This window comes from Leptospira adleri, assembly GCF_002811985.1.
Lineage (GTDB): Bacteria > Spirochaetota > Leptospiria > Leptospirales > Leptospiraceae > Leptospira > Leptospira adleri.
Map to the genome: position 1 here is coordinate 50138 of NZ_NPDU01000011.1, position 26170 is coordinate 76307.

A 26170-nucleotide genomic window follows, 5' to 3' on the forward strand; every position below is an offset into this window, starting at 1 on the left:
TAAACACATGGAAAATTACATCTTTGAAGCCGAGGCCAAATCGAAGTCCGAGGCGGAAGATTACACTCTCAAAACTCTCCGACTGAGTTCGGATGAGGTTCGTTTTGAAACCGTTGATTCCGGAAAAGGCGGCTTTTTCGGAATCTCTCAAAAAAAGCCGGCCGTTGTCCGGGCTTACGTTACTTCTCGGGATCTTCCCGCGGAGAAAATCATCCACGGGGTAGTTCTTACCGTTCTTAAAAAAATGGGGATCGAAGCCGAAGTGGTCGGAATGGGCGACGTGGATGGAAAAATTTACGTCGAAATCGCAAGCAAAGAATCCGGTTTGGTGATCGGAAAAAGAGGCGCTACGTTAGACGCTCTTCAGTTCATCTTCAACTTGATGGTGGATTCTAAAATCAGGCACGGAAGAAAAATCGTTTTGGATATCGAGTCCTATAGAGACAAAAGGGAATTATCTCTTGTACGTTTGGGAAAATCCGTCGCAGCGACCGTCGCAAAAACCGGAAAATCCAAACTTTTAGAACCTATGAACCCTTTTGAAAGGAGAATCATTCACATGGCTCTTCAGGAAAACGAAAAGGTCTTCACGAGATCCGAAGGGAACGGCACTTACAAAAAAGTAAGAATCATCCCTATGAAAGACAAGCACAAGTACAAAGACGTTGCTGAGAAAGGTCCTAACAACGACCTCCTCGAAGAAGCGAACTTTGAATGATACGATAGCAGCTATTTCAACCGCTTCCGGATCCGGGGCCATCGGTATCATCCGAATCTCCGGGCCGGAAGCCCTCACGATTTCTTCTTCATTTCTTTTTTCAAAAAATACTTTTCTTTCTCCGGACAAAATCCAGCCCCGAATCGCGATCCAATGCGTATTTCAAGTCGGGGACAGAAAAGTAGATCAGATTTTATTCTTCTTTTTCAAGGCTCCCAACTCTTACACGGGCGAAGATCTTTGTGAATTTCATTTTCACGGAAATCCGATTTTGTTAAGAGAAGCGTTAGACGCCATCTTCAGAGCGGGCGCCCGTCCTGCGAAACAGGGAGAATTTTCTCGTAGAGCATTCTTAAATGAAAAGTTGGATCTAACCGAAGCGGAGGCGATCGGCAGATTGATTTCCGCTCGTTCCCGTTTCGAACTCGAGTTGGCTCAGAAAAACGTTTTCGGAGAAGTTTCCCGTTTTACTTCGAATCTCAGAAGCCAACTCATTTCTCTCAAAGCGGAATGCGAAGCGGAGATCGATTTTTCCACCGAAGATCTTACGTATGAATCTCTGGAAGAGAGAAAGGCTCGGATCGAAAAAGTCAGGACGTTGTGTCAAACGGTGATTTCCAAATCCGACTCCGCGGAAAAACTCATTCAACAACTTAGAATCGTTCTCTACGGAGAACCTAACACCGGCAAATCCAGTCTGATGAATTTGATCCTAGGAAAAGATCGTTCCATCATTTCCGAAATTCCGGGAACCACCAGAGATTATATCAGCGAAGAAATTTTGCTCGAAGGAATCCCGGTTCGACTCGTCGACACGGCCGGCGTGCGCGAAACGGAAGACAAGATCGAAAAATTAGGAATCGAAAGAAGCGAGAAAGAATTTCAGTCCGCCGATATCAGACTCGTTTTGGTTGACACTTCCAAAGAAGAGGATTGGAAACAATATGTTGATAAGAATCGTGTCCGACTTTCGGGTTCGATTCTTGTCGCGAACAAGATCGACATCCGTGATTCTTCCTGGAATCCGAATCTTTTTTCAAACATAGAAGACCTTACTCTTTGCGAAATTTCTTGTAAGACCAAGGACGGCATTTCCATTCTTCTCGGAGCGATCAAGGAGAGGGCGGGAAGCCTCGGTCACTCGGAAGATTATGTCCTCTTGGAAGAAAGACAACGCTATCATTTTGAAAGCATCGTCCGTTGCCTAAACAACACGCTGCATCTGATCGCTGAAGGCGCACCCGCGGAAATTTATATCAAAGAAATCGACTACGCGCTTTCCGAAATCGGCGAAGTCAACGGCCGCGTGGACACCGAAGAAATTTTAGGGAGAATCTTCAGCAAGTTCTGTGTTGGCAAATGAATTGTTATCGTCTCACGGTCTGAATTCAAAAATATGGGAAATATCGTATGAGGGAAAAATCACTACAGTATCACTCGCTCCATCCAAAGGGAAAAATAGAAGTGGTTCCAACGAAACCAACTCTGGATTCTTATGATCTTTCCCTCGCGTATTCTCCCGGCGTCGCATATCCTTGTTTGGAAATCAAAGACGTCCCCGACCTCGTTTACGAATATACAAACAAAGGGAATCTAGTCGGAATCATCACCAACGGAACCGCGGTTCTCGGTCTCGGCGATATCGGCGCGTTAGCCGGTAAGCCCGTGATGGAAGGCAAGGCGGTGCTTTTTAAAAAATTTGCGGGGATCGACGTCTTTGATATCGAAGTGAACACAAAAGACCCCGACGAATTTATCAACGCCGTTAAACTTCTCGAACCGACCTTCGGCGGCATCAACCTCGAAGATATCAAAGCTCCGGAAAGTTTTTATATCGAAGAAGAACTGATAAAAAAAATGGAAATCCCCGTGTTTCATGATGATCAACACGGGACCGCGATCATTACGGTCGCAGGTCTTCTTAATTCTTTCGAAATCACCGGTAAAAAACCGGGAGACGTGAAAGTAGTTATTTGCGGAGCCGGCGCCGCTGGAATCGCGATCGCCGAACTCATACAACATATCGGAATTAAAAAAGAACAAATTTTCTTAGTCGATACGAAAGGTGTGATTCATCACGCTCGTACCGATCTGAACGAATCTAAAAAAAGATACGTTCAAAAAACGGATTCTACAACTCTCAAAGAAGTGATGAAAGGAGCCGATATTTTCGTCGGTGTTTCCGTTCAGGACATGGTTGACGAGGATATGGTTCGCTCCATGGCAAAGAATCCTGTGATCTTCGCATTAGCAAATCCTGATCCTGAAATTCCGTATCAAGTCGCCAAAGCCGTTCGCTCCGATCTAATTATGGGAACGGGAAGAAGCGATAATCCGAATCAGGTTAATAACGTATTAGGTTTTCCTTTTATATTCCGCGGAGCTCTTGATGTAAGAGCGCGTCACATTACTCTGGAAATGAAATTGGCGGCCGCGCGTTCGCTTGCCGAATTGGCTCGTCTGGAAGTTCCGGACGCGGTCAGTCAAGCCTACGGCGGAGTTAAATTTCAGTTCGGTCCGGAGTATTTGATTCCGAAACCCTTCGATAAACGAGTTCTTTTCCACGTGGCCCCTGCTGTTGCCGAAGCTGCGGTCGCAAGCGGAACCGCGCGAATTCCGTATCCCGGAAGAGAAAAATATCTCGGTTTTCTGGAAGGAATTATTCGGAGCTGATTTTTTTTCCCGCTTTCGAAATCCGATATTCATAAAGACGCGAGGCTTTTGCGAATTTCTAAAGTCTCTTATCAATATACCCTAATCGGGTACGTAATATTATGTCCAAATCTGAAAATCAAGTTCCCACACCCGAAACCTCCGCCGTAAGTACGGAAGATACTCAGGACATGATCACGGATCAGGAACTTAAAGTCTTGATGCTTCAATTCAATCCGGGTGCATTTAAAGATATTGATTTGGTTGAGAAGGGTGTGGAGAATTATTTTCTTTTCAACCATTCTCCTTTTGCTCTTACAAAGATTGAACAGCTTCAGCATCTCAAACTTCAAGATATGAAATTTCTCGAGGAAAGAAGAGGAATCCAATCCTATCAGTATCTTCACTTCCAAAAGGAAATCAGAGAACTTCAAATCGCAAACGTCATCATAAGACCTGCGTCCTTAAAAGCGGATCAGATCATAAAGGTAAAAAGAGGATGTCTTTTACAAAGTGTCGCCGCGATTTTAGAAATGCTTCACGCGAGAGATCAGTTTATTTTAAACGTTTCTAAGAATTCTGAAATCGAGGATTGGGTTCATCAGAATTATATCAACGTGGACGAGAAGGGAACGCCGATCAATCTTTCCGATTCTAAATTCCTCGAAAAGTCCATGCAGAATTTGGAATCTCTTTCTCTGGAATCTCTCTTGAGTAGATTACAAGTAAGAGGCGATCTTTTCAGTCATATTTTTCAATTATTGGATCATAAGCCCGGAGAAATTTTAAATCAACTTTCCGTTATCAAAGTCGAAGTCGAGGTTTTACCGGTTCTTGAGAAAAGAGGATCTCGTTCTCCGCTCTTGCAGCTTCATCCGCGCTTCCATCTCTTTCAACCTTCCCTGGACGAACTTTTGAGTTTTAGACACGCGAAAGAAAAGGACGAAGAAGGAAGGACCACCGAGTTAGAAGTCATATTCGAATTATTCACGGTGATTGCCCGTAAAATTCTTTTACAAATCCTTCCAACCGAAGAATCTTCTTGGATCGAACTTACCGGAAACGCGCAGGCTGAAAGATACGCACAAGAATTGAAAAAACATCCCGCGTTTGTGTCCGGAAAAAATTGGGTCGGGGGCGGAGATTTCATCAAAGCCTATGAAATTTTGATTCAAACCATTCGAACTCTTTCCAATCTAAAAAAAGAATCTTTGATCAATCTTATCACCGGCGAAAATTTATTTCGTTTTAAAGAATCCAAGGAACCCGTTCAATTCGATCTTTCCAATTTTGAAGTCGACGAAGTTGCGCTTAAATCGGTGGGAATGAGCCGTAACGAATTATTTCGAGAGGTTTTGGAACGGATTCGCGCGCGAGAAGATTTTTTAAAGAAAGAACGTAAAGGTCAAGGCGGCGATGTCATCGGTCTACAGATTTTGGCGAAGAGTATGATCTTACGCGCGTTCACCGAGATTCGTCCAAGACGAACTTCGATTCACAATCTCGTAAGACAAAACGGATATTCGAGAGGAATTTACGAATTCTTACGAGAAGTTTCAGATGTGAAAGACGGACAAGCGGCCGTGGACGAACAGATTCGACTCAGCAAAGCGATCGCAGAATGGGAAGAGGACACTGAAAAAGAAAGGATCCGATCCGAGCGCGCTTCTAAATCGATCTTGGAAAGACTCATCGAATTCATTCTCAGCCTTTTTGGAATTTCAGTAGCCCCTAAAGAAAGGGAAGTTTCAAACAAAGGGTTTGTTAAAAAAGATCAAAAGGTTTCCGATTCAGAAAATTCTTCGCAAGAATCCGCTAAACCGAAAAAGAAACTTTCCCTGGGCGTAATCGTTGGTCCGAAAGAAAAGGAAATGATCGTTCCCGCGAGACTTCAAAAAGCGATCGATTACGTGGATCGCAAAAACAACGGTTTGATTTGGCTTGATGAAGTGGTGGTTGCCGTTGCGTCTCCTGAATTCGGAAAAGACAAAGTGGCCGACCTCATTTACTATGACCAGAAGCGGAGATATCTCGAAATCAGAGCGATGAACCAGGTTCGTCACGTTTTTATTCGCAGAGAATTAGAATCGGATCCCACTTGGATTCAATCCACTCTGGATTACCTTGATAACGTTTCCGCAAAGAAACCAGAGTTTTCCGCTCTTGCGGATACTCTGAGACGATTCAGAGAAGAGTAACGATCTCTTTTTGATTCTAAAGTATATTAGAATTTTATAAAGAATCATTTTTCTTTTTTGGAAAACTTATATTCTAATTAATTACCTATTCGGAGGCTTCATGAAGACCAGGATCGAAACGGATTCAATGGGAGAAATCGCTGTAGACGACTCGAAATATTGGGGTGCACAAACGGAACGTTCCCTTCACCACTTTCATATCGGAAACGACAGATTTCCAAGGGAAATGATTCGCGCGTTAGGCGTCTTAAAAAAATCAGCAGCGATTGTAAACGCTGAACTTGGATTGTTAACCGAAGAGAAAAAAAATCTTATCGTTCAAGCCGCCGACGAAGTGATCTCAGGAAAATTAGACGAACACTTTCCTCTGTCCGTTTGGCAAACCGGGTCCGGCACTCAAACGAATATGAACTCAAACGAGGTCATTTCCAATCGAGCTATTGAAATCGCCGGGGGAGTTATGGGTTCGAAAAAACCTATTCACCCCAATGACGACGTAAACAAAGCCCAGTCTTCCAACGATACGTTCCCCACTGCGATGCACATCGCCGCCGCGGAACAGTTAAATCAGAAATTGATACCGGCCCTCGTTCAACTGAAAGATACCTTGAAAAAGAAAACGGTAGAGTTTCAGAATATTATAAAAATCGGAAGAACTCATCTTCAAGACGCGACTCCGCTGACTTTGGGGCAGGAATTCTCCGGATACGTTCAACAATTAGAATACAACATCTCAAGAGTCAAAGCCGTTCTTCCTTCGGTTTATCGACTTGCGTTAGGCGGAACGGCCGTTGGAACAGGCTTGAATACTCATCCTCAGTTCGCTGTAAAAGCCGCGGCGCAGATTTCAAAGGAAACCGGACTTCCATTTATAAGCGCCGAAAATAAATTCGAAGCGTTAGCCGCTCATGATTCTCTCGTCGAAGTAAGCGGGGTGTTAAAGACTATTGCGGCTTCGTTGATGAAAATCGCAAACGACGTACGCTGGCTTTCTTCCGGTCCTCGATGCGGAATCGGTGAAATCAGCATTCCGGAAAACGAGCCGGGTTCTTCGATTATGCCGGGAAAGGTGAACCCGACTCAATCGGAACAGATGACGATGGTTTCCGCGCAAGTGATTGCGAACGACGTGGCTGTCAATATTGGCGGGGCTTCCGGCAATTTCGAGTTGAACGTTTTTAAACCGTTGATTATTCACAATGTTTTGAATTCGATCCGACTCCTCTCCGATTCCTGCCTATCTTTCGAAGAACACTGTGCTCGTGGAATCGAACCGAATAAAGAAAAACTCAACGAACACTTGAACAATTCTTTGATGTTAGTGACCGCTCTTAACCCGCATATCGGTTATGACAATGCGGCTAAAATCGCTAAGAACGCGCACAAAAAAGGAAGCACACTCAAGGAATCGGGGATCGAATTGGGACTTTTGACCAGCGAACAGTTCGACCAATGGGTTCTCCCGGAGAAGATGATTTCCCCTTCCGTGGACTAGGATTTAAATCGTCCGCTTTTGCGAAGACCCGTTTTGAAAGAACGGGTCTTTTTATTTCTTCTCTTTATTCAGAACTAGAATCTAAAATGCAAAAACGAAAATTAGAATTAGAAAGTAGGGAAAACAAAAATCGCAGATTGTTTGAGACAAAGTAGAAAACATACGGAAATTTATCTTCAAAAACCGGAATTCCGAAAGCAATAAAAATTAAGTATATTATATAAATATTATATATCAATGCGCTGCCCCGTAGAGATTGTCCTAATTCTCCCGAGGCGTATTCAGTCCCAAGTTTTCCTTATTAATGATCCTTATACAGACGGTTTATGAAAAGCCAAAGACAGGCGGCAAAGGCTCCGATAAAAAACCAAACAAAGAATGTCCAAAAGACCGAATATCCGAATACTAAGGTCACGATCTCAAGCGTTTTCACGGAGCGACTTCCCACTCTTTTGTTTCATCTCTACGCTTTGCGGAAGATTCGCCAAACCATCGTACAAATTTATAAACATAATTTGCGCGAAAAAAACTCATCCCGTCCTCTATGCAGACTTCCTTAAGAATTTTATCCGCCGGCTCACGAAAAATTTTCGGATCTAACTTTTCCTCTCTCATCAATTGATACAAAGCATCATGGATGAGCGATCCTCTTATAAATGTTTTTGTGTCGATGGTCGGTCCGCTAGGGCCGTCCCAGGCGTATCCGGATTCGATTTTTAAAAGTCCATCCGAAGAAAGTTCGAGAAAAATTTTTACATCGGGGGCTCCGATCTTACAGGAGGAATTTGTCCGTATTTGCGTTTGATAGTTATAATTTTTTATCAGCTGATACTTATAGTTTCTAAGATTTTTGAACGTGATCTGATTCATTTTGGCACCCTTTGACATTTAAGAATGAATGGAGGAGTTTCTTTTGTTCTCGGCTATCTTTTCAATCGTGGTCTGAGAAACGCCCAACTTCCTTTTTACGAAGAGAGTCATGGTCGAAATATTCACAGTTCCGAACTCGTCCAATACCGCGTCGCTGAAGTCATTGAATTCCAGATCCTCGAGCTGAATTTTGAGCTGGGCCTTAAATGTTGATAACATGTTCCTCTCCTTGTTCTATTTTCCAAATCGAATTACTGAAATAACGTTCTATTAGAATTCTTACATATTCAGTGCTTTCCGCAATTTTGATCGTGAAATTTGGTCTATCTATCTTAACTTTCAAACCTTGAACTTCTTCGTGTGTGAATCGGGAAAATCTTTTGGAATATTCAACGAAACTTTCCCAATCCGTATTTTTAAACGTTTGTATCGACATTAGGCTACCCCCAGGCCGACTTCGATTTCAATCTCGGTTTCGTTCGGCGTTATGTAGAGGCGTTCGGATTCTTCGTTGAGTTCGATACCGATTTTTTGCTCTGCTCTTAGTGGATCAGCTAGAATCCGTTCTTTGTCGAGTTCCAATTTTAATCGGATGTAAAGACCTCCTAATTTAGAAACTAGAGTATTCAGCTTTTCTAAAATACGGTTTTCGGAGAGAATTTTTTCCAGAAATTCTGCGTTTCCACGGGTTTTAACGGAAGCAGGGAGTTTTCTGAGTTTTAATACACCCGTTGTCAGTTTGCAGGTTTTGTACTCGGGATTGGGAAAGAGTTCCGTCTTATGATGATCTACGAAATACTTTACTCCGGATGCAATGTGTTGGATTCTTAAATCGAAAGGAAGAATGTCCTTTTGAAGATCCAGTTGAAGTTTGCTGATTTGGTCGTCGGTTTTGTTTTTGATTCGATCTCTTTCACGTTTGATCTCGCCGAGCAATTGAATTGCTCGGACGAGGTCGGTCCGATTCTTGTAGTGGTTGTCCGTTAAACCAACAAGAAGATCTTTCTTATTTTTGTTCTTTGGTTTTGACATATTCTCTCCTATTTTGAAGTCATCTCGACTATCACTCCGTTAGTTGAATAAGGAAAAACTTTCGCATTCGGAATCTTCTTGGCGGAGGATCTTTTTTGTTTTTTTCTAATTTTGGTTTTATTTCCTGAATTATTCATATTTTTCTCCCATATTTTTCTCCCATATTTTTCACTCGCTTTGCTTTGATTTTAAGAATTCAAATATTTGAATATACTCATCGCTGATATCTAAATATTTCATTCAGAGATGCTCTTTTCGTTTTCGGCTATTTTTGTTCCTGTTTGAAATTTGTCGAAACGGGAGGCTTTGAAAATCCGGGAATACCAATCTGTAAATTCTTGAATCGATTCGGGATCTAAAAGGTGACCAAGTCTTTCTCTTTCCTTGTCTTCTCGATAGATGGTTCGGATCGTTTCTATAGGGAGCCTCCAAGAATCTTCGATCGCAATTACGTAACGAGGAGTATTTCGAATTCCTTTTACTACATCCGCTAAATGCTCGCGATAAATCGGTCCTGAATTCTGAGTCCGATCTTTAGAAAGATCGTAAGAATATTTAAAGGCTATGTCCCTGAGATTCAGTTTGGATTCGAAGACAATCCGCTCCAAACGTTGAGATAAGGATCGCCCCCTCCTCCAAAATCCTTTAAAGTGAACGACTTCTCCGTTCAAGATGCTTCTTTTTGTTTCAATGAAATGATTCATTTTATTACGCGACCGCGATCTCCTTCTTTGGGACGGCTTTACGAACATAAGAATCTTTGATGTCGGTTTTTTCGATAATCGGTAGAATGTGACATGTCAGATAATCCGCGAGTTCTTCCGCTCTAAATCTGCGAATCATTTGTTCGGGAACTTTTCTCCAAGCCTTTTCAAGAAGATTTTTATCGGCGCGGATCGTTTTTAAAACTTTTTGTTTTTTTGTAAGATTCATACGGCTCCTCTGAATTCATTCAAAACTGAGACTCGAGATAAGTTCGGATCTGAGGAATAACGTTTTCCGGAGATGGGAATCAAACTTCTGAATTTTTTTCTTAAGCAGTCCTTGCAAAGATCCGTTTGAGAAAGAGATTCGTTTTGTTTGCAATGGTCGCAGATTTCAGGTTTCATATTCTAAATTCTCCTTGATTTTTTGTTCGTTTACCCATTCTGAAAATTCTCCTTCCAACTTATTGTCTTGTAAAAATGCGTCGATGATCGCGGAGCGGCTTAAAAGACTTTCAATGATTTCGAAATGGTTTCTTCTTGTTCCGTCCTTTCTATAAAGTTTGGAAAGAAGGATTCCCCTTCTGAGCAAAGTAATCTTTTCACGAATACGAATCATTCTCCGTATTCCTCTTCGAGAATATATTCAAGAATTCTGATAAACTCTTGAACTCTACTTTGGTCTTTTCGACAGATCTGAACGATATCATTTTTAACTAGAAAAAGGGACGTTACCGCCTTATCCGTCATTTCCGAATGATCGTCCCATCTCCAATCAAAAGTAGGGAATTGATCTTTTACAAACTCCGCGATTTGTCCGATCATTTTGTCCTCAATGTCCGTAAGGACGATAGGATCTAGATTATCGCGGAAAATGCTTTGTTTACGTTCTATCAAAGTCGATGTTGTTTCTCTCATTTATTAATCTCCTTAGTTTTAGTTTATTGTGAGTCCGTAGGGTTTGATTCTTCCAAAATTGAATATTCGATTTCTTGAATTCGTGAGAAATATCGCAGTAGATTTCGTGTCTGCCGAGTTCTTAAATATATGCTCACAACTAAGCTCAACTCCTTTGAAAATTTGGCGGATGAATCCTTTCGAAGGTAGATTAGAGACGTACTCCTCCAGCTCGACTTTGTTCTGGCTGATCATTAAACCTCCTTTTTGTGATTGCGATTTCGCTTCCGCTTGCGATGCTTGGGTCGTGCGATTGGCCGAACTCCGCAGAGAAACCGAATGGGTTCCGTCCACCCGAAACAAATATACGTTAAAAATGTATAAAGTCAATCAAAAAATACGATGAAAATGTATAAAGCTGATAAAAAATTTCCTGAACGGTTGAAGAAGCTCATTGAAACTCTTGAAATTTCACAGGCAGAATTTGCGAGATCGATTGATCTAAAGCCGGCCTTCATAAGCGATCTCATAAACGAAAGAGCAAAGAGTTTCTCTCAAGATTCATTATTGCGACTTCGTATGGAGCATAATGTGAACCCGCTTTGGATCATTGCAGGTGAAGGTGAAATGTTGATTTCCGAAACGGAAGCGAGGTCAGATAAGGAGACGGATCGTTACAGATCTTTTTTGAGAAAAATAAAAGCCAAGCCGCAAATCGAAGATTTGTTGGAGAGTCTTTTAGAGGTTCCTGATTCGGAATTGGATGCTTTAAAGGTCGTGATTGAAAAATTTCGCAAAAAGAAATAATTATTTTTTTTCAAGAGTTAAGAAGACGCGATTAACGATTTCAAGCGCGTACGTGTGTCTTAGAACTTGAATTGGTTCGGGAGAAACTTGAAAATCGTATTCGAACTTTTTAAGAGTTTTTTCCACTTCCCAAAAAAGATAATCGCGTAAATCTTTTGTATTCTCCAAATTCTTACTCCAACATATAACTATATATATGTTTAGTATATTTTCTACCCCTGACAAAATCCATCTTTAATCCGAAACTATGGCCTTTTTTTGTTCCTTTTGAATCAGTTTTTGGAAATTGATTTGAAAATCTTTTTCAGAAACGGAAATGACAATAATTTCAATATGTCTCATTTTTACCCTGCCTTCCACCTTTCTAAAAATTGAAATCTTTCGAGTTTACGAATTAGATTAAAAAAAACGGATTAGCAAACGAAACTCTTATCTTTTTATATAGGGTAGAATCGGCTCAGATGTGCGAAGATAGTTTAGTTTTGAGTTGCCGATTCTTATTCTGATGGAATGTGTAAGATAGAGAATCGATTTCAATTTAAAAGGACCAAATCGGATCTTCTTTTTATCATTGAATTCATAAAATAGAATATTCTAAAAATATGTTTTGTTTTGGGACCGTTGGTTTAGATAATATTAGGCTTGACAAACCGGACCTAATCAATGCAAACCTGCTTTCTATGTCTGAGATAAAAGGTCACACAAGAAAAGGTTCTCTGTTAAGAATAAATCAACGTGCTCTCCCGGATGAAGGGAAATCGCTTGAACAAGAGCAAGAACTCTTAATTCCGCAGGATAAAAACCGAGTTTTTAAAACAAAGGATGCCGCAAAGTATTTGAATCTTTCAGTAAGAACGTTTACCCAATACGTCATCGATCACGAAATTCCCTTTGTGCAGTGGAGTCCGAGAGTACGACGATTTTTTGTTTCCGATCTGGACAAGGTTGCCCTTTCTCTAAAAACTAAGAAGCGACTCTACTGATGCGAAATCAAATTTTCGCTTCTTGGATTTCTTCGATAATTTTGTAAAATCATTCTCCGCAAATCAGCGGCAGATACGGCGTTTACGGCCGTGTTCACCCCTTGGATACTAAATCGCTTCGTGTTATTCTCTTTTCACGATCGGAAACGATTGAGTAGTATCATAGCCCGCCGCCGCGCGGGTCATTTTTTGAGGGACGAATGGAGAATTCAAAATTGAGTCAGATAAAGCTTGGGATAAAAGATTTTCTCGTGATCCTAGGTTTTCTAATCTCGGCGATCTTTCAATACAACACAATGTATAAGGATCACGAAGTTCGGATCGTAAAAATCGAAACAGAGATGACCTCCATATCCAAAGACTTGGCGGAAATAAAAGCGGACGTAAAAGATTTAATCAAGATCACTTCCGTAAAAATGAGGAGGATAGAATGAAGTTTATTTGGCAAGATGATCGAACCGGAATGAGATCCGATACAACTCTAAGAACTTGGATCGTATTCTTTCTAGTTATATTTTATTTGATTTCACTTTGTGCGTTATCTGTCCTTTCTCCCGATTCTTTAAGAACGTTGCAAATGGATCTTGTTCAGTGGCTCATTATATTTTACGGGGCGGTCGGAAGTTTATATTTGGGAAAACGCGTCAACGAAGAACTAAATTCCAAGAGTAAACTTTTTGAAAAAGGTTTGAATAGGATGCGGGAAGATAAGGACTCCGATCCTTCTGCGAATATGGACAAAGGAAATATGAAACTATGAATTCCTTTCTTCTTTGGTGGAATTTACTTTCTTTTGAGACAAAGATTTCGGTGATTCTAATATTCTTAGTTCTTATTATTCTAATATTTGCGAGGGGCAACTCCGTCGTTTCTTATCTGATGAATAGAGGAGATTTTCCTGAAATTCAGGAAATTCAATTATCTCCCGGCTCTGCTTACGATTCTGATTGCGTGCCAGAGTCAGGGAAATCGTGTCCGTGATCAAAGAAACGATGAATGTAAAGGAGGTTTTCGATCCAACAACTTTGCTCTGACTAAACCGATTGAGACCGGAAGACCTTCCGCAATCGAAATCAAAGGGGAATGGTATGTAACGTCGAGAAGATATAACGCCTATCGAGTTCGTGCGAAGGATCTTTCTCGTTGTCTATTGATGGAGCAATGTGTGCGAAAATGGACGGAATGGGAAAGAAACTGCACTGAGGACCGAATCAGAAGTTTGGAGTCGAGTCTTTTACCCGGAATTTTTTCTGTTCGCGGCGGCTGCGATTTGATTCGGCCAGTTTGTTAAACGAAGAGGAAAATAAAGAATGATCTCTCATATATCTCATCCGATTGCGCCTTGGAATCCGCAAAGAAAAGATCCCACCACGCCTCGTCTATTTCTTCACGACTATCAACAGTGTATGGGGAATGTCTTTCAAGACTTCATCGTTTATATCGGTTTGATTTATAGAATTCCGGATTTTATTCGTTTAACAACGTATAACTATTATGCGCTTCTTGAAGATTGGGTGATTAAAAATCATCGAAACGTTTATGATTCCTTCGATCACGCGGAACATTTTAATCTGTTGATGAGGGCAAACGAGATTCCTTTTAAAATCCTCAAAAAAAATGGGGATAAAAAAGAACTCTGCGCTTATTTTGAATCCGGTAACTATCCTTGCGGTTTAGGCACGTATCTAACCAAAAAAGGACATATCATTCGCGGTATTGGAATCGTAGAATCGAGCGAAGGAAAAAAATTCTTAAAAGCCTCGGATCCTTACGGAGTCGGTCCTCGTTATATCGATCCATACGGTCATTTGATTCAATATGAACTTGATGAATTGTTTGAGCTCGGAGTTCCGACCATTTTTTATTTAGAAAAAATATTCCATAGAATTTGAGTCTTTCGTTTCTAAGCGAGTGAATCGGTATTCAATACAATGGCAATCCATGTTCGAAGAATTCTTTTTCAAGAATCTTTTGATAGGATTAAATTGGTCCGACAAACGAAGCCGTTCCCAAAAAAAATTGACTGTGGACATTCAATGTGCACGAGCGATTCTTTTTTTTGAGAATTTAGGATGGGATCTTAGGACAAAGAAAAAGCAAAGAACTTCCGGATTCTTCAGCGTAGATCCTACTTCGATTTACGATTCGTGAAGTTTTCAACGGTAAAAATTTACGGTTTTGTTTGTAAGTTTTTTCGAAATTCTTTGTTTTGGAAAAAGAATTTTCTCCAACGAATCAAGATGATATCGTTTCAAGTTGAAGGAAAGAATGTGAGCTTATTTATGAACCTTGTTTCAACAAATGAAAGCCGACTTTCAATCCTGAAATTGCTTCGTATCAATAAAAAAGGCGATGATTTCTCATCGCCCCTTTTGAATCAGATTTCTGATTGATCTGTTTATTGTTGTGGAGCTGAAGTTGCGAAACGGAAGGTTACTCTTCTGTTCTTCGCATCTTTTGCGTCTAAACCGGAAACAGGTTCGGAAGAACCGGCGCCTTTCGTAGTGATACGGTTCGCAGGAATTCCTTGTTTGATCAGAGCTTGTTTCACGGCGTTTGCACGCAGTTCTGAATAGAAAATATTTCCTTTTTTATCGCCTTCTGCTTGCTCAGGTCCGATTGCATCGGTATGTCCGGTAATTTCAAGAGCGTAGCTGTCAGGAAGTTTTCCGAGACCTTCTTTGATCACAGGGGCGTTTACTTTTGACCACTCGCTGAAATCACCAGCGTTTACGTCCGCTTTTTTGTAGCTGAATCCTGGGCGAGTCAATCCGTCCGGATATCTGAAATCTTTCAACTTATCGTTTAAAGAATCTGCGATCGCTTGTGGGGAATTTACATCAACGTTTCTGTTTGCTGCAGCACCCTGCTCTTGTTGAGACGGCTCAGGAGCGCCGGATTCCTCTTTTTTGTCAGCGGAGGAGCAAAGAGTGAATGAAAATGCAATTGCACCGAGCAGAATCAGATTCAAAATCTTTTTGACCATGTTTCTATCCTTCCTTAGATTCTAAGGGGTTTTGGGTTTCAGTGTGTCATATTAAGGCTTAGGAAGGAAAATGGAAACTGTTTTTTTAGAGTGCTAAAAACGCGTCCGGTAAAAATCTGGAACCTTTCTCCCAATTCAATGAACTTAGAACTAAAAGCAGAGGTCACAGAAGAATTTTCCGGAAATCGTCTCGATCGATTTCTGAAATTCTCTTTAGGAGACGAAGTCTCCCGAGCATCCATTCAAAAATGGATCGAATCGGGTTACGTTCGAAACCAAGACGGAAAAATTCAGGACAAAAGTTCTCTCAAAGTGAAAGAAGGAGATCGATTCTCCATCTCGGTTCCTCCAAGACCTCCTTTGAATTTAGAACCGGTTCCGATGTCTCTGCCGGTGATTTTGGAAAGAGAGGATTTTCTCATCATTCATAAGCCGGCAGGAATCGCCAGTCATAGCGGACCGGGCGACCGTTCTCCGAGTCTTGTGAACGGGCTCCTCTATCACTTCAAGGATCTTTCCAAGTCGGGCGGCGAGGCTAGGCCGGGAATTGTCCACCGTTTGGATAAACCAACGGAAGGGCTGATTCTGATCGCGAAAAATGATAGAGCCCATGGAAAGTTATCCGAACTCTTCCGCAAAAGAGAGATCGAAAAAAAATACTACGCTTGGGTGCAAGGCCATCCTCCGGAAGAATCTGGAACGATTGATCTCCCGATTTCCCGACATCCGGTCGAAAGACTCAAGATGACCATTTCTCCGAAAGGAAGAAGGTCCGTGACACATTATAAAGTACTAAAATACATTAACTCCAGAACGGGACGAAAATTCAGTTTTGTGGAAGTCGGCTTGGAGACGGGAAGAACTCATCAAATCCGAGTCCACTTCCAAAGTCAGAGATGTCCAGTAGTCGGAGATTTATTGTATTCGAGAGCGGGCGCTCAATTCGAATCCTACGGATTACAGCTGCTTTCCTTTTTTCTAAAGTTCAAGGATCCTTTTACGGGCGAAGTGATCGAAGCGACTCTTCCTTTGAGCGAACGGTTTCTTAGATTTGAGAAGAATGCACCGATGATCTGACTTTGATCGTTTCCGGATCCTTTCGATCCTTCAAAACCGGAAACGTTTCACGGTATTCTAAGATAGATTTTTTTTTCGCCTTGAAAAAAAGAATCGTCTCCACTTCGTCTCCCGCGTCTATAAAATCACCGTTAGGCGATACCGCGAGAGAATGTCCGTTGTGATGGACGCTTTTGTTATAACCCGCGATACCGATCCGATTGACTCCGAAAACATAAGCCTGATTTTCCACGGCTCTCGTTTTGAGTATGAGTTCCCAGTGATGGATTCTGGGAACCGGCCAGTTTGCGTGAATCGTAAAAATATCGGTTTCGCCCGCAACCCTCCGAAAAATTTCCGGAAATCGAATGTCATAGCAGATAAACGGAGTGATCCGAAATCCGTTTAGATCATAACTCAAAATTTCGGAACCGGAAGAATAATGCCGATCCTCTCCGCCGAAAGTAAACGGATGTATTTTAGAATATCTTAATATGACATTTCCCGCCGGTTCGACCACGCTGACCGTGTTGAAGGGTTTCCCTTCCTCATTCTTGCGGATCCAACCCGCGCAAATATAAGCTCCGGTTTCCTTGGAGATTTGTCTTAAAAAGATTTCGGTCGGACCTTCGTCGGGTTCGGCGATTCTTTCGGAACGCATCGTAAATCCCGTCGCGAAAGTTTCAGGAAGAAGAATCAAGTCGGGTTTTTCTTCTTTTCTTTTATCGAGAGTGGAATAGATCAATTTACGAACGTGTTCGTAATTCGCGTCTTGATTTTCCCATGAAAGATCGCATTGAACAAGAGCTACGTTGAGTTCACCGGGATTCAATTTTTTCAATTCTCCTCAGAAACATTTTTTGCATCGTCATCGAATTAAGAATCGGATCTTGCTTCGTTTTCGTTCTTCCGAACGAATGGTTTTTTAGAAACACGATGTAGTTTAGGACGAATCGTAATTTCGGTAAAACCCAAATTCTCGGGACCGGAAAGAGCATAGTCGAACGCTTTCAGAATTTCGGAAACGTTCAAATAAGAATTTGGATCTTCGTCCTTTCCGAAATCGAGTCGATCGTAAAATTCGGTGTCGACGATATCGGGATTGATGCTTACTAATTTGACTCCCGATTTTCGAATCTCTTCGAATAAATTTAAACCGAAATGTCTGAGTCCGGCCTTTGTTCCCGCGTACGCCGCACCTCTCACGGATTCTTTAATTGCGGCGACGGAATGAAGTTGAAAGATCCAGCCTTCATTCTTCTTGAGATCTCTTAACAACAATTTGGCGATAAGAATCGGAGAGACAAAATTCAAAAGAAGCATCTTTTCCAATTCTCCGATCGGAATTTCTTCGTGCGGTGAAAAATTTCCAAAGCCGGCGTTGTTAACAAGAATTTTCAGAGGAGGTTCTTCTTTGATCAGTTCTTGAAGCGACGCCACTTCCTTCGTTTGAGAAAGATCCATTTGGATATGACGATAAGATGAGGAATTTTTTAAAAGATCCGAATTCGGCGATGTCCTCGCGATTCCAATCACTTTGTATCCTTGTGAAACTAAAAATTCCGAAATCGCTCGTCCGATTCCTTTGGAAGAACCGGTAACGATCGCGGAGAATCCTTTTTGTTTTAAGGTGTCGTTCATTTTGATTCCATCTCGCTTGCGACCAATCTGTGAATCTTGTCTTGCGAAACAAAACGGACCAGTTCTTTTTCCATTTCCGAGAACATTTCCTTTTCTAATTCTTCCGGATAAGCCTTGATCGAATCGTGAGTTTCCATCGGCAAATAATACAAATAAGAATCCGATCTTCTCCTTTTGGAATTCTTAAAATAGTCCGAGTTCATTCTGAAAACTCCGAGACTGATTTCCCTCAACCGGTTTCCATCGATCGATTCAAAGATTTGCCGAACGAATTGCGAATAAACTTTTTTCCAATTCGGAATCGCCAAAATCGGATCCAGACAAAGACGAACCTGCCAACCGGCGTCTAACGCGTCTTTTATATTTTTCAATCTCGAAGAAAGTCTCGGAGTCAAGGGTTCGTGTTCTCTGATTACGGATTCCGGAGAAAGAGTCCATGCGAGAATGACGTTCTCCGTCGGTTTGAGATCGGCGATGGATTTGAAATTCGCGCTTTTGGTTCTCAACTCTAAGATCAGATCCGGATTCGAATTAGCGAACAAAATCCATTCTTTACAATATCCTAATGTGTTTTCCAAGGCCAAAAGATCGGTGTCATAAGAGATACAAAGATAGAGCGGTTTAGCAAGTTTAAGCTGTTCCTTCGTTTCTTCGATATATTCTTCGTTGTTTACGAAGACTACCAGGTTTGCGGAAGAATACATCCCCTGCAGATAACAATAGGAACAATTGTAAAGACAATTGAGAACCAAAGCGTTGTAATAGAAAAAACGATAACCGAAATCGGGCGCGACTCCGGAACCGGAATATAAAAACTGTTCCTTCCTTTTCGCTAAAATAAGTTTCGGACTTCTTTTTTGAATTTGGAAATTCTGGGAAGACGGATTAAAAACTTCCTTATAAGATTCGATCGGAATTACGATCGAGTTCGGAAACTTGGAAATAATTTCTTTTGTTTTCGGATGATTCTTTGCGGATTCCTCCAAATAAATATGAGAAAATCGTTTAGGACTGATAAAATTGTCGGAGCGCATACAATCCTTTTTTACCTTCTTTTCTTGTTCTTACTTTATCGTATTCCGAACCGATATTTTGATTTAAGAATTTGATTCCCCCTTGCGAAGGCGAATTGCCGGTTCTAATCTTATAACCGAGCATCCAATCCTTTAGCTGGATCGTTTCCGTTTCCGATAAACGAAGGAATTCGGTCAGAGAGTCGAGCGTTTTTAATTCTTCCACGTCGAGAATAATTTTCTTTGGGGTAACGATCGGGATTCTTAAAACCGAATGAATTTCGGGAATGGCCGATCGAATTCTTTCCGAAATTATATCCGTTAGATCCGAACCTGAAGATGACTCCAATTTTGTAAAATGATCGGACACGGTTTTTACGATTCGGATTCGATCGGAAGTGAAATACTTTTTTGCGGCCTGAAAAAAACCGAAGGCTTCCATGTCGACTAACGTGCTTTTGTATTCCGAGGATTCGTTTTTAAAAACGGGTTTGTCCACAGTTACGAGAGAGGATTCCTTGAGGGGGGATTGAAATACGAGATCGGGATAAACGTTTTTGCCGGAGCCTTGGTCCGTGACTTTGTGGATCAAAAAAGATTCTCCGATCTTAGTAAATTCTTTTGGAGAACCGCAGATTCCGTAATTCAAGATCCAAGAAGATTCTTGAATCGAGTTCTCGTATCGGCTCAATAGAAAAGAAGTCGCGATGGCCGAGGAAATTTTTCCGATTCCGGAAACCACCAGAGAATAATTTTCATTTTGATAGATAGGGAAAGCCGTTTTTTCCCGTAGAATCTTGAGCTCTAAAGATTCTATCAAAGGTTTTGCTTCCGGGAAAAGTGCTGTAGAAATAAAAATCATCTTTCTTTCTTGATACCTGGAAGCAGAATTTGGGACAAGAGAGAAATCTATTTCCGATTCGGAAAAGGAGACTTTATGGATCTGATCGAAAAAGTAAAAAGAGAATTTTGGCCGAAACTAAAGTCGGTCGTCTCCAAGATCCCGTTTACGGAAGACCTAGTCGCGCTTTATTATTCCATGATGGATCCCGAAACTCCGCTTCGAACCAAACTTATCATTGCGGGAGCTCTTGCGTATTTTATTTCTCCTTTGGATGCGGTTCCCGATTTTATTCCGGGCGCAGGATTTCTGGATGACGCAGGAGTGATCGCCGCCGTACTGGCAAGTGTCCAATCCGCAATCCGTGCCGAACATCGCGAGAGAGCGAGGAAGAAGCTGGAGATAGAATGAGCTTAGAAAACGAAATTAAAATCAGATACGAACATTTCCTGAACTTTGTTCCGAAGGTGATGGAATTTTTGGCGGAAACTCAGGAAGAGAACGATCTAGGAATCGCCTACAAAGGAGAAATCGATTTAGTGACGAAGGCCGACAAAGGCTCTGAAGAACGGATCATTTCCGAAATTGAAAGAATGTTTCCTGCGGACGGAATTCTCGGAGAAGAAGGAACCGATAAAAAAGGGACTTCGATTTTCAAATGGATCGTGGATCCGTTAGACGGAACCGTGAATTATTCGCATCGTCTTCCGTTGTATTGTCTTTGCATCGGTTTGGAAAATCTGGAAACGGGAGAAGTTGTAGCGGGCGTCGTACCTTTTCCGGGAACCGGCGAGGTCTATCACGCCAGAAAAGGATTCGGAGCTTTTAAGAATAAAAAACGGATTCAAGTTTCTAAAACGAAGGATCTGAAACAATCTCTTCTCTGCACTGGTTTTCCCTATGATCGAGAAAAGAAGATCGATCGATTGATGTTCTACTATAGAAATTTTTTACTCAAAACTCGAGGTGTGAGAAGAACCGGATCCGCTGGCGTCGATCTTTGTTGGACCGCCGAAGGCAGATTCGACGCTTTCTGGGAAGAAGGTCTCAAACCTTGGGATATGTCTGCGCCATCAGTGATCCTCGCCGAAGCGGGCGGAAAACTATCCACTTACGACGGAAATATTTTTACGCCTTATATTCCGAATCTCGTTGCAAGTAACGGAATTTTGCACGAGAAGATGTTGGCCGGTATGAGCGAGTATCTTCACGACTTAACTTAGAGGTTGTCCTAAAACCTGAATGATGTGGGAACTCAAACGTTCTTGCAATGATGGAAAACGATTCGAAATTTTAGGGAATGGCCTATGAGACGTAATTTGTAGGATCTCACACAAAGATCGGAATCTATAAAACAGAGGCTTTCTCGCTTCGTAGAGGTTTTAGGACCGCCTCTTAGAGCTCCACGGAGTTGTTGGAAAATCATCAAATAATATGATAAAATTTTAATATTATTTGATTTAGAGAATTAATAAAATTATACGAAGTGTTGTTTTTGAGATGGACCTTTCGATTCGACCCGTACCGGGTTCAAGATTTTTTTATTACGGGCTCCGGTCGGAACAAGGCCGCTGAGGAAGGATTGGCCTATGTTGAAGCGGGATTTTTCCTATTTACAAGTTGAGCCTCAATATCGAAAAATATTCTATATTTAGAATATTCTAAATATAGAAATGATTGGATGGTTTTGAAACGTAAGAAATGACTTATTTTCCTTTCGATCCGGCTTTAAGCCCGAAACAAGCTTTTTTTCGGAAAGGTTTTGTAGGAACTACGAGAAGAGATTCTTTTTTAACTGGAAGTTTTTCCATTTTCGAAAAGGACGTCATTTTTTAAATTCCGGCGTATTTTTTTTGAATCGTCCTATCGATCAAACGAAGAAGTTTTTCACGAACGACTTCCGGATTGAAGTTTTGCTCTACGTAACGTTTTCCGTTTTTTCCCATTTCCGAAGAATCCTTCGGATGTTCGAGGATATAGTTCAGAGTCGCCGAAAAACTTTTTTTATCGGAATAGAACAGTCCACCGTTGCTTCGTAGACAATGTCCCTTGAGAACGTCCGACCGTCCGTTTACGAGTACCGGTTTTTTTGCGAGCCACGCTTCCATGAGGACGATTGAAAAACTTTCCAAAGGCGAAGAATTGATTAAACAGCTGCAATTTTGAAGAAGTTCGATCTTTGTCTTCTCTTCCACAAAACCTAAGAAAGATATATTCTGATTTTCTAATATTTTTGCCGGAATTTTCGAAGCGATCTTGCCGACGATTTTGAGTTTATGCGGAAATTTCGAATTCTTCTTCCAGTCCAAAAACCATTCCGCCATTTCCAGAAAACCTTTTCCAAGATCCACACGCCCGACATACAATAGAAAAGGATCTTGTTTATCGTTCGCGGGATTTTCCGATAACGAAAGATCCTTCGTCACGGAAGAGGATAAATTCTTATCCAGATTCAAGTTCATTCCGGTGATCGAATACGTGCTTGGAGTAAATCCGAGAATGCGGCGAAACACTTCCAATTCTTCCGGAGTATTGAAAGAATAAGAACTCAGATCGTTGAGAACTTCTTTGTAGATCGGAAGATGCGCCGGAGCTTCGTCGTGAAAAGTCGGAATGATGATCGACTTTTCCGCGACAAGAGGTGAACCGAAAACGAGAGGATAATAAAGATAACTAACGAAGAAAAAAACTTCGAACTCGCTCTTTCGAGATTCTATAAACTGAATCATTTCGGGAACGTAAGGACCTTGTTCTTCGATCCAGTGATTTACGTTTTCCCGATTTTGAAGAGACGGCTCTTCCAAAATCTTCTTGGAAAGACGATTGAACTTGTCTATGTTTCGATCTTTTTCCACGGTAAACTGAAGAATCTTGTATGTTCCGCCCAAAGAGGAAGTCCGCTCTTCGATGCCAATCGGTTTGGAAGGAAGATTCGCCTCTTGCAGAGTCTGATTTTCACGGATCGGAATCGTATTCTTCCAGGAAACATAATCGAGACTTCGAGTAGTAAGAACGGTGATCTCAAAGTTCTTTGCCAATAACTCGACGAACTGGAAGATCAGTTTTTCCGATCCGCCGGAAACTTGATCGGAAAAGATCGGAGATACCACCGCGATTTTTTTAAGAGAGGTTTTCAATCGCTTTCCTAAGAACGGATTTCGATTCTATATTCTTAAATTCTTCCAAACGCTGATTTTGTCCGAGCAATATTCGATTCTTAAATTCGGAGTCCGTTAAAATTTTATCGAGCAATACCGCCAGTTCCGGAAAATTTTTTTCCTTAAAAAGAATTCCGGACCCGTTCAGAGTTTCAGGAACCGCCCCGCCGGCAAACGCAAGGATCGGAATCTTATGAACCATCGCTTCGATCAATGGAACGCAAAATCCTTCGTGTTCGCTCATCGAAACAAAAACGTCCGCCTCTTGATAGAGATTGTTCAATTCGTAGTCGGAAAGAAATCCGGTGATCAATACGTTCTTTCTCAAACCGTAAAAGTCCAACATTCGTTCCAATTCTTCCCTATAAAGAAAAAGTTCTCTGGAGCTAAAACCTGCGAGAAAGAATTGAAATTGATCCGAATACAATGTTTTGTACGCGTGCGCAAGGCGTATAAGATCGTCTTGTCTTTTGTTAGGTGTAATCCGTCCCACAAAAAGGATTTTTTTGACGGGAGAAACAGGCTTTTGTATTTTCAAAGTCTCTTGCGATAATTGATATGTGATCGGAAGAATTCCCACATTCCGAAAACCTAATTCTTCCAGCTCCGCTTGGTTGAATTTGGAAACCGCGAATACAAGATCGAAACGGTCTTTCATTTCCTTGAGTTCTTCTCTTCCCTTTTTTAGAAGATAACTCATCTTGAGATCGTAGGACTCGAAAAAATGATGCGGCGTTACATTGTGATAGATAAGAATTCTAGGAGATCTGAAACTTCTCAGAAAATCGAAAATTCCCGAGTGGATCGAATGATGATAAAATAAAATATCCTTTGAGGACTTGTTGTAAGTTTTGTATTTTTTTACAAATGGAAGTTTGGACGCTCCGATGTTTTCGGAATAGATGTCCCCTTTGTATTCTAATTCCCTTAAGTAGTTTCTAATCTCGAGCATCTCATTGCTTATCGCGTCGCCCGGATTAAAACCGGCCGAAAATTGTTGAACGGATCTCATGCCAATATCCGGTCTCTAAAAAGATTTTCAAAAGGGAAACGATTGTATTCTTCTATCACTTCCTTCTCTTTCTGCGAAATTTGTTCTCGAAGATTTCTTTTTTCAATCAGGTTGTCGATCAATCCGGCCAGCATGGTCATGGATTCGGGAGATTTATTTTTAAAAAGAATTCCGCCGTTTTTCATCGTTTGCGGCGTCGCGCCTGCGAAGTAGGAGATTACCGGAATCCCCGCGCCGAACGCTTCCAGGACGGGAATATTAAATCCTTCGTGTTCGCTCATACAAACATAGAGATCCATCGAATTCAGAAAAGATTCCATCTCCGCGTCGTTCGCGTTTAATCGGATTTGAACGTGCCCCATAAGTCGTTTCTGTAAAACGAGCTTTTTTAGAAAAATATAATATTCTTCGAAAACGGGAGAAACGTTCCCGCAGATCAGAAGTTGAACGTTTTGTCTGAATTTGAGAATCAGAGGAAGAAGTTCCAAAAGATCCTCCATCTTTTTGTTCGGGGAAATTCTTCCGATAAATCCGATCGTAAATTCCCTTTTGTCCTTGGGAACTCCTTCGCGAATTTTATATTTTCTCACGATCGGCAGGACGAGTTGATTTTCGATATCGAGCGAGCGCAGAAATTCCGCGTTAAACTCCGAAGAAGGTAAAAAGAGATCGGTTTCGTTTTTTAGCGAATAGAGTTCCAGAAGAGAACGTTTTTCCTCCAATTGGAGGGTGTTGTAAATTTCAGAACTTACAAAATTTTTAAAATAAATCGCGGGAGTAAAACTCTGATAACGAATGATTTTTTTACCGGGAAGGCCGCGAAACCAATCCAAAGGATAACCGCATCCTCCGTAGTTTAGGATGTGGACGTCATCGGTTCCGAATTCGTGCGCGACCGGATGAACTTGAACGTCGAAGTTTTCTTTTGACAGATTCTTAAGACATAGAATCGAATTCGGAATTTCTAATGTTTTCAGCACGTTGGAAATTCCCTTGATATCGTTTCCGATTCCGTCTCCGTCCCGGAACTCTGTAACGTGCTGATAGACTTTCATTTTCTAAACGATAGAATCGTAAATCCGTCTTCCGATTTTTTTTCGATAATATTTCTAAAACCTAATTGTTTCAGATAATCTCGAATCAACGGTTCCTGAATTCTTGTAAGTCTCAAAGGTAAAAACGGGGAAGGGTAGTTCGAGTTTTCATTGGAGAATCGAAAACGGATCTCCGTACCGGAAGAGACGTTTCTGCTCAAAGAACGAAGCGCTTTTTCTATCAGCCAATGAGGATGGATCGAAAGATTTTCCGATATTATAATTTTAGAATATTGTGAACAGTTGTTCGGAATCGAGCCCGGTTCTTCCAGGCTGATTTTCGCGGTGATCGAGGTTCGGATGAATTCTTCGCAGGAACGGTTCCAAGTCACAGAATCGAATTGCGCTCCCAATTTCAAAAGCTGTTTCAGAATTTTTCCCCAACCCGGAGAAAGTACCAGAACGTTTTCGGAAGGATCGATCGACTCGAGTAAGAAAGTTTCGCTTTCTTCGATCGTATCTTCGGAATAAAGATTTTCGTTCGCCCAAAGAAATTCGGGTCGTACTTCTTTTCCGATGGCCTGATTCCATTCTAAAAATTCGGAATAGAAGGATTCCATTTTACGTTTGAGATTTTGGTTTTCGGAACGAATGAGAATCAGTTCGTGTAGGACGCTGTAAAACGCGCGGGTTCTGTTTTCAGAAAGTTTTTTATCTAAGAAAGAATAAAATTCCGAAAAACGGATCAGCAACCATTTCAAAGGTCCGCGCACGAACCAGAGTTTTGGATTGGAGAATTTAGGAGCGGCGATTCCTCTTTCAAAAAGATGAGCGATTTCCGCGGGGTCGAAATCTCGATATCCTTCGGGACTCGGAGGAGAGAATTTCCAATGGGTGAGTTTTTCGATGTCTTCTTTTGTGGAAGGATTCTTTTTGAGTTTGGATTCTATTTCTTCCATAATTTCCCGGACGTTGATCCGGGAATCTCTGATTTCGAATAGTTCCTGAAATTTATCTTCCATGCGGCAAAGGGAGAGAGAATTTTATTCGATTGTTTTTTATTCATTTTCTAA

General features: G+C 41.4%; 30 protein-coding genes. 13 read left to right on the forward strand and 17 right to left on the reverse strand.

Annotation, left to right across the window (positions count from 1 at the left end; genetic code table 11):
• Positions 1–7: 7 nt before the first annotated feature.
• From jag to fumC, 5 genes are all read left to right on the forward strand, one after another.
• On the forward strand, positions 8–718 hold the full coding sequence (gene jag / locus CH376_RS05960; protein WP_100787978.1) for an RNA-binding cell elongation regulator Jag/EloR: 711 nt from the start codon (positions 8–10) through the stop codon (positions 716–718).
• Positions 711–2081 carry a tRNA uridine-5-carboxymethylaminomethyl(34) synthesis GTPase MnmE gene (gene mnmE / locus CH376_RS05965; RefSeq protein ID WP_100787979.1) on the forward strand — a complete coding sequence of 457 codons (1371 nt, stop codon included), beginning with the start codon at positions 711–713 and terminating at the stop codon, positions 2079–2081. The genes jag and mnmE overlap by 8 nt, the downstream gene beginning before the upstream one ends.
• Before the next feature lie 47 nt (positions 2082–2128).
• Positions 2129–3391 (forward strand): malic enzyme-like NAD(P)-binding protein, encoded by a 1263-nt coding sequence (locus tag CH376_RS05970; protein ID WP_100787980.1) that lies wholly within the window; start codon positions 2129–2131, stop codon positions 3389–3391.
• A gap of 101 nt (positions 3392–3492) precedes the next feature.
• Positions 3493–5568, forward strand: coding sequence for a hypothetical protein (locus CH376_RS05975; protein ID WP_100787981.1), 2076 nt, complete (start codon positions 3493–3495; stop codon positions 5566–5568).
• Positions 5569–5668: 100 nt separating this feature from the next.
• Positions 5669–7063, forward strand: coding sequence for a class II fumarate hydratase (gene fumC, locus CH376_RS05980; protein WP_100787982.1), 1395 nt, complete (start codon positions 5669–5671; stop codon positions 7061–7063).
• Positions 7064–7492: 429 nt separating this feature from the next.
• On the opposite strand, the gene CH376_RS05990 is transcribed toward fumC, so the two are convergent.
• The 8 genes from CH376_RS05990 to CH376_RS06030 all read right to left on the reverse strand — a co-directional run bounded on the left by CH376_RS05990 (position 7493) and on the right by CH376_RS06030 (position 10587).
• Complete coding sequence (locus CH376_RS05990) at positions 7493–7933, reverse strand: hypothetical protein (RefSeq protein WP_100788019.1); 441 nt, start codon at positions 7931–7933, stop codon at positions 7493–7495.
• An 18-nt stretch (positions 7934–7951) separates the two neighbouring features.
• The gene (locus CH376_RS05995; protein WP_100787984.1) at positions 7952–8152 is read right to left on the reverse strand and encodes a hypothetical protein; all 201 of its coding nucleotides are present in this window, start codon (positions 8150–8152) and stop codon (positions 7952–7954) included.
• Positions 8153–8368: 216 nt separating this feature from the next.
• Entirely contained in the window at positions 8369–8965 is a 597-nt protein-coding gene (locus CH376_RS06005; RefSeq protein ID WP_100787986.1) for a host-nuclease inhibitor Gam family protein, read from the reverse strand.
• Positions 8966–9201: 236 nt separating this feature from the next.
• A complete protein-coding gene (locus tag CH376_RS06010) occupies positions 9202–9669 on the reverse strand; it encodes a hypothetical protein (protein ID WP_100787987.1) in 468 nt (155 codons plus the stop codon).
• A gap of 4 nt (positions 9670–9673) precedes the next feature.
• Positions 9674–9898 (reverse strand): hypothetical protein, encoded by a 225-nt coding sequence (locus CH376_RS06015; protein ID WP_100787988.1) that lies wholly within the window; start codon positions 9896–9898, stop codon positions 9674–9676.
• On the reverse strand, positions 9895–10074 hold the full coding sequence (locus CH376_RS06020) for a hypothetical protein (RefSeq protein ID WP_100787989.1): 180 nt from the start codon (positions 10072–10074) through the stop codon (positions 9895–9897). Before CH376_RS06020 ends, CH376_RS06015 begins: the two co-directional genes overlap by 4 nt.
• Positions 10064–10288 (reverse strand): hypothetical protein, encoded by a 225-nt coding sequence (locus tag CH376_RS06025; RefSeq protein WP_100787990.1) that lies wholly within the window; start codon positions 10286–10288, stop codon positions 10064–10066. The genes CH376_RS06020 and CH376_RS06025 overlap by 11 nt, the downstream gene beginning before the upstream one ends.
• Positions 10285–10587, reverse strand: a complete 303-nt coding sequence (locus tag CH376_RS06030) for an LIC13344 family protein (protein ID WP_100787991.1) — start codon at positions 10585–10587, stop codon at positions 10285–10287. Before CH376_RS06030 ends, CH376_RS06025 begins: the two co-directional genes overlap by 4 nt.
• 387 nt (positions 10588–10974) lie before the next feature.
• On the opposite strand from CH376_RS06030, the gene CH376_RS06040 reads away from it, so the two are divergent.
• The 5 genes from CH376_RS06040 to CH376_RS06070 all read left to right on the forward strand — a co-directional run bounded on the left by CH376_RS06040 (position 10975) and on the right by CH376_RS06070 (position 14248).
• Positions 10975–11373, forward strand: coding sequence for a helix-turn-helix domain-containing protein (locus tag CH376_RS06040; RefSeq protein WP_100787992.1), 399 nt, complete (start codon positions 10975–10977; stop codon positions 11371–11373).
• A 680-nt stretch (positions 11374–12053) separates the two neighbouring features.
• Positions 12054–12356, forward strand: a complete 303-nt coding sequence (locus CH376_RS06045) for a helix-turn-helix domain-containing protein (protein WP_100788020.1) — start codon at positions 12054–12056, stop codon at positions 12354–12356.
• Positions 12357–12556: 200 nt separating this feature from the next.
• Positions 12557–12790 (forward strand): hypothetical protein, encoded by a 234-nt coding sequence (locus CH376_RS06050; protein ID WP_100787993.1) that lies wholly within the window; start codon positions 12557–12559, stop codon positions 12788–12790.
• Complete coding sequence (locus tag CH376_RS06055; protein WP_100787994.1) at positions 12787–13116, forward strand: hypothetical protein; 330 nt, start codon at positions 12787–12789, stop codon at positions 13114–13116. The genes CH376_RS06050 and CH376_RS06055 overlap by 4 nt, the downstream gene beginning before the upstream one ends.
• A 550-nt stretch (positions 13117–13666) precedes the next feature.
• Complete coding sequence (locus tag CH376_RS06070; RefSeq protein WP_100787997.1) at positions 13667–14248, forward strand: hypothetical protein; 582 nt, start codon at positions 13667–13669, stop codon at positions 14246–14248.
• Positions 14249–14754: 506 nt separating this feature from the next.
• Here the strand turns inward: CH376_RS06070 and loa22 are convergent.
• Complete coding sequence (gene loa22, locus CH376_RS06085) at positions 14755–15342, reverse strand: OmpA family outer membrane lipoprotein Loa22 (RefSeq protein ID WP_100788000.1); 588 nt, start codon at positions 15340–15342, stop codon at positions 14755–14757.
• Between the two features lie 138 nt (positions 15343–15480).
• On the opposite strand from loa22, the gene CH376_RS06090 reads away from it, so the two are divergent.
• Positions 15481–16419: an RluA family pseudouridine synthase gene (locus tag CH376_RS06090; protein ID WP_100788001.1), complete on the forward strand. Its 939-nt coding sequence runs from the start codon at positions 15481–15483 to the stop codon at positions 16417–16419.
• Here CH376_RS06090 and CH376_RS06095 read toward each other — a convergent pair.
• Genes CH376_RS06095 through CH376_RS06110 form a run of 4 tightly spaced genes read right to left on the reverse strand, consistent with a single transcriptional unit; the run spans position 16388 to position 19914 of the window.
• Positions 16388–17230, reverse strand: coding sequence for a carbon-nitrogen family hydrolase (locus CH376_RS06095; protein ID WP_100788021.1), 843 nt, complete (start codon positions 17228–17230; stop codon positions 16388–16390). The two genes, CH376_RS06090 and CH376_RS06095, sit on opposite strands and share 32 nt — an antisense overlap.
• 44 nt (positions 17231–17274) lie before the next feature.
• Positions 17275–18039 carry an SDR family oxidoreductase gene (locus CH376_RS06100; protein ID WP_100788002.1) on the reverse strand — a complete coding sequence of 255 codons (765 nt, stop codon included), beginning with the start codon at positions 18037–18039 and terminating at the stop codon, positions 17275–17277.
• Complete coding sequence (locus CH376_RS06105; protein ID WP_100788003.1) at positions 18036–19073, reverse strand: SPL family radical SAM protein; 1038 nt, start codon at positions 19071–19073, stop codon at positions 18036–18038. Before CH376_RS06105 ends, CH376_RS06100 begins: the two co-directional genes overlap by 4 nt.
• Positions 19045–19914, reverse strand: a complete 870-nt coding sequence (locus tag CH376_RS06110) for a 5'-methylthioadenosine/S-adenosylhomocysteine nucleosidase family protein (RefSeq protein WP_100788004.1) — start codon at positions 19912–19914, stop codon at positions 19045–19047. The genes CH376_RS06105 and CH376_RS06110 overlap by 29 nt, the downstream gene beginning before the upstream one ends.
• Before the next feature lie 75 nt (positions 19915–19989).
• Here CH376_RS06110 and CH376_RS06115 point away from each other — a divergent pair, with 75 nt between their 5' ends.
• Together CH376_RS06115 and CH376_RS06120 are read left to right on the forward strand one after the other, a co-directional pair.
• Positions 19990–20304, forward strand: a complete 315-nt coding sequence (locus CH376_RS06115; RefSeq protein WP_069609023.1) for a YkvA family protein — start codon at positions 19990–19992, stop codon at positions 20302–20304.
• A complete protein-coding gene (locus tag CH376_RS06120; protein ID WP_100788005.1) occupies positions 20301–21116 on the forward strand; it encodes an inositol monophosphatase family protein in 816 nt (271 codons plus the stop codon). The genes CH376_RS06115 and CH376_RS06120 overlap by 4 nt, the downstream gene beginning before the upstream one ends.
• A gap of 609 nt (positions 21117–21725) precedes the next feature.
• Here the strand turns inward: CH376_RS06120 and CH376_RS06125 are convergent.
• The 4 genes from CH376_RS06125 to CH376_RS06140 are packed head-to-tail and all read right to left on the reverse strand — an operon-like array spanning position 21726 to position 26119.
• Positions 21726–23030 (reverse strand): glycosyltransferase family 4 protein, encoded by a 1305-nt coding sequence (locus CH376_RS06125; protein ID WP_100788006.1) that lies wholly within the window; start codon positions 23028–23030, stop codon positions 21726–21728.
• The gene (locus CH376_RS06130) at positions 23014–24063 is read right to left on the reverse strand and encodes a glycosyltransferase family 4 protein (RefSeq protein ID WP_100788007.1); all 1050 of its coding nucleotides are present in this window, start codon (positions 24061–24063) and stop codon (positions 23014–23016) included. Before CH376_RS06130 ends, CH376_RS06125 begins: the two co-directional genes overlap by 17 nt.
• Positions 24060–25118, reverse strand: coding sequence for a glycosyltransferase family 4 protein (locus CH376_RS06135; RefSeq protein ID WP_100788008.1), 1059 nt, complete (start codon positions 25116–25118; stop codon positions 24060–24062). Before CH376_RS06135 ends, CH376_RS06130 begins: the two co-directional genes overlap by 4 nt.
• Complete coding sequence (locus CH376_RS06140; RefSeq protein ID WP_100788009.1) at positions 25115–26119, reverse strand: LIC_10202 family protein; 1005 nt, start codon at positions 26117–26119, stop codon at positions 25115–25117. The genes CH376_RS06135 and CH376_RS06140 overlap by 4 nt, the downstream gene beginning before the upstream one ends.
• Between the last annotated feature and the right edge of the window lie 51 nt (positions 26120–26170).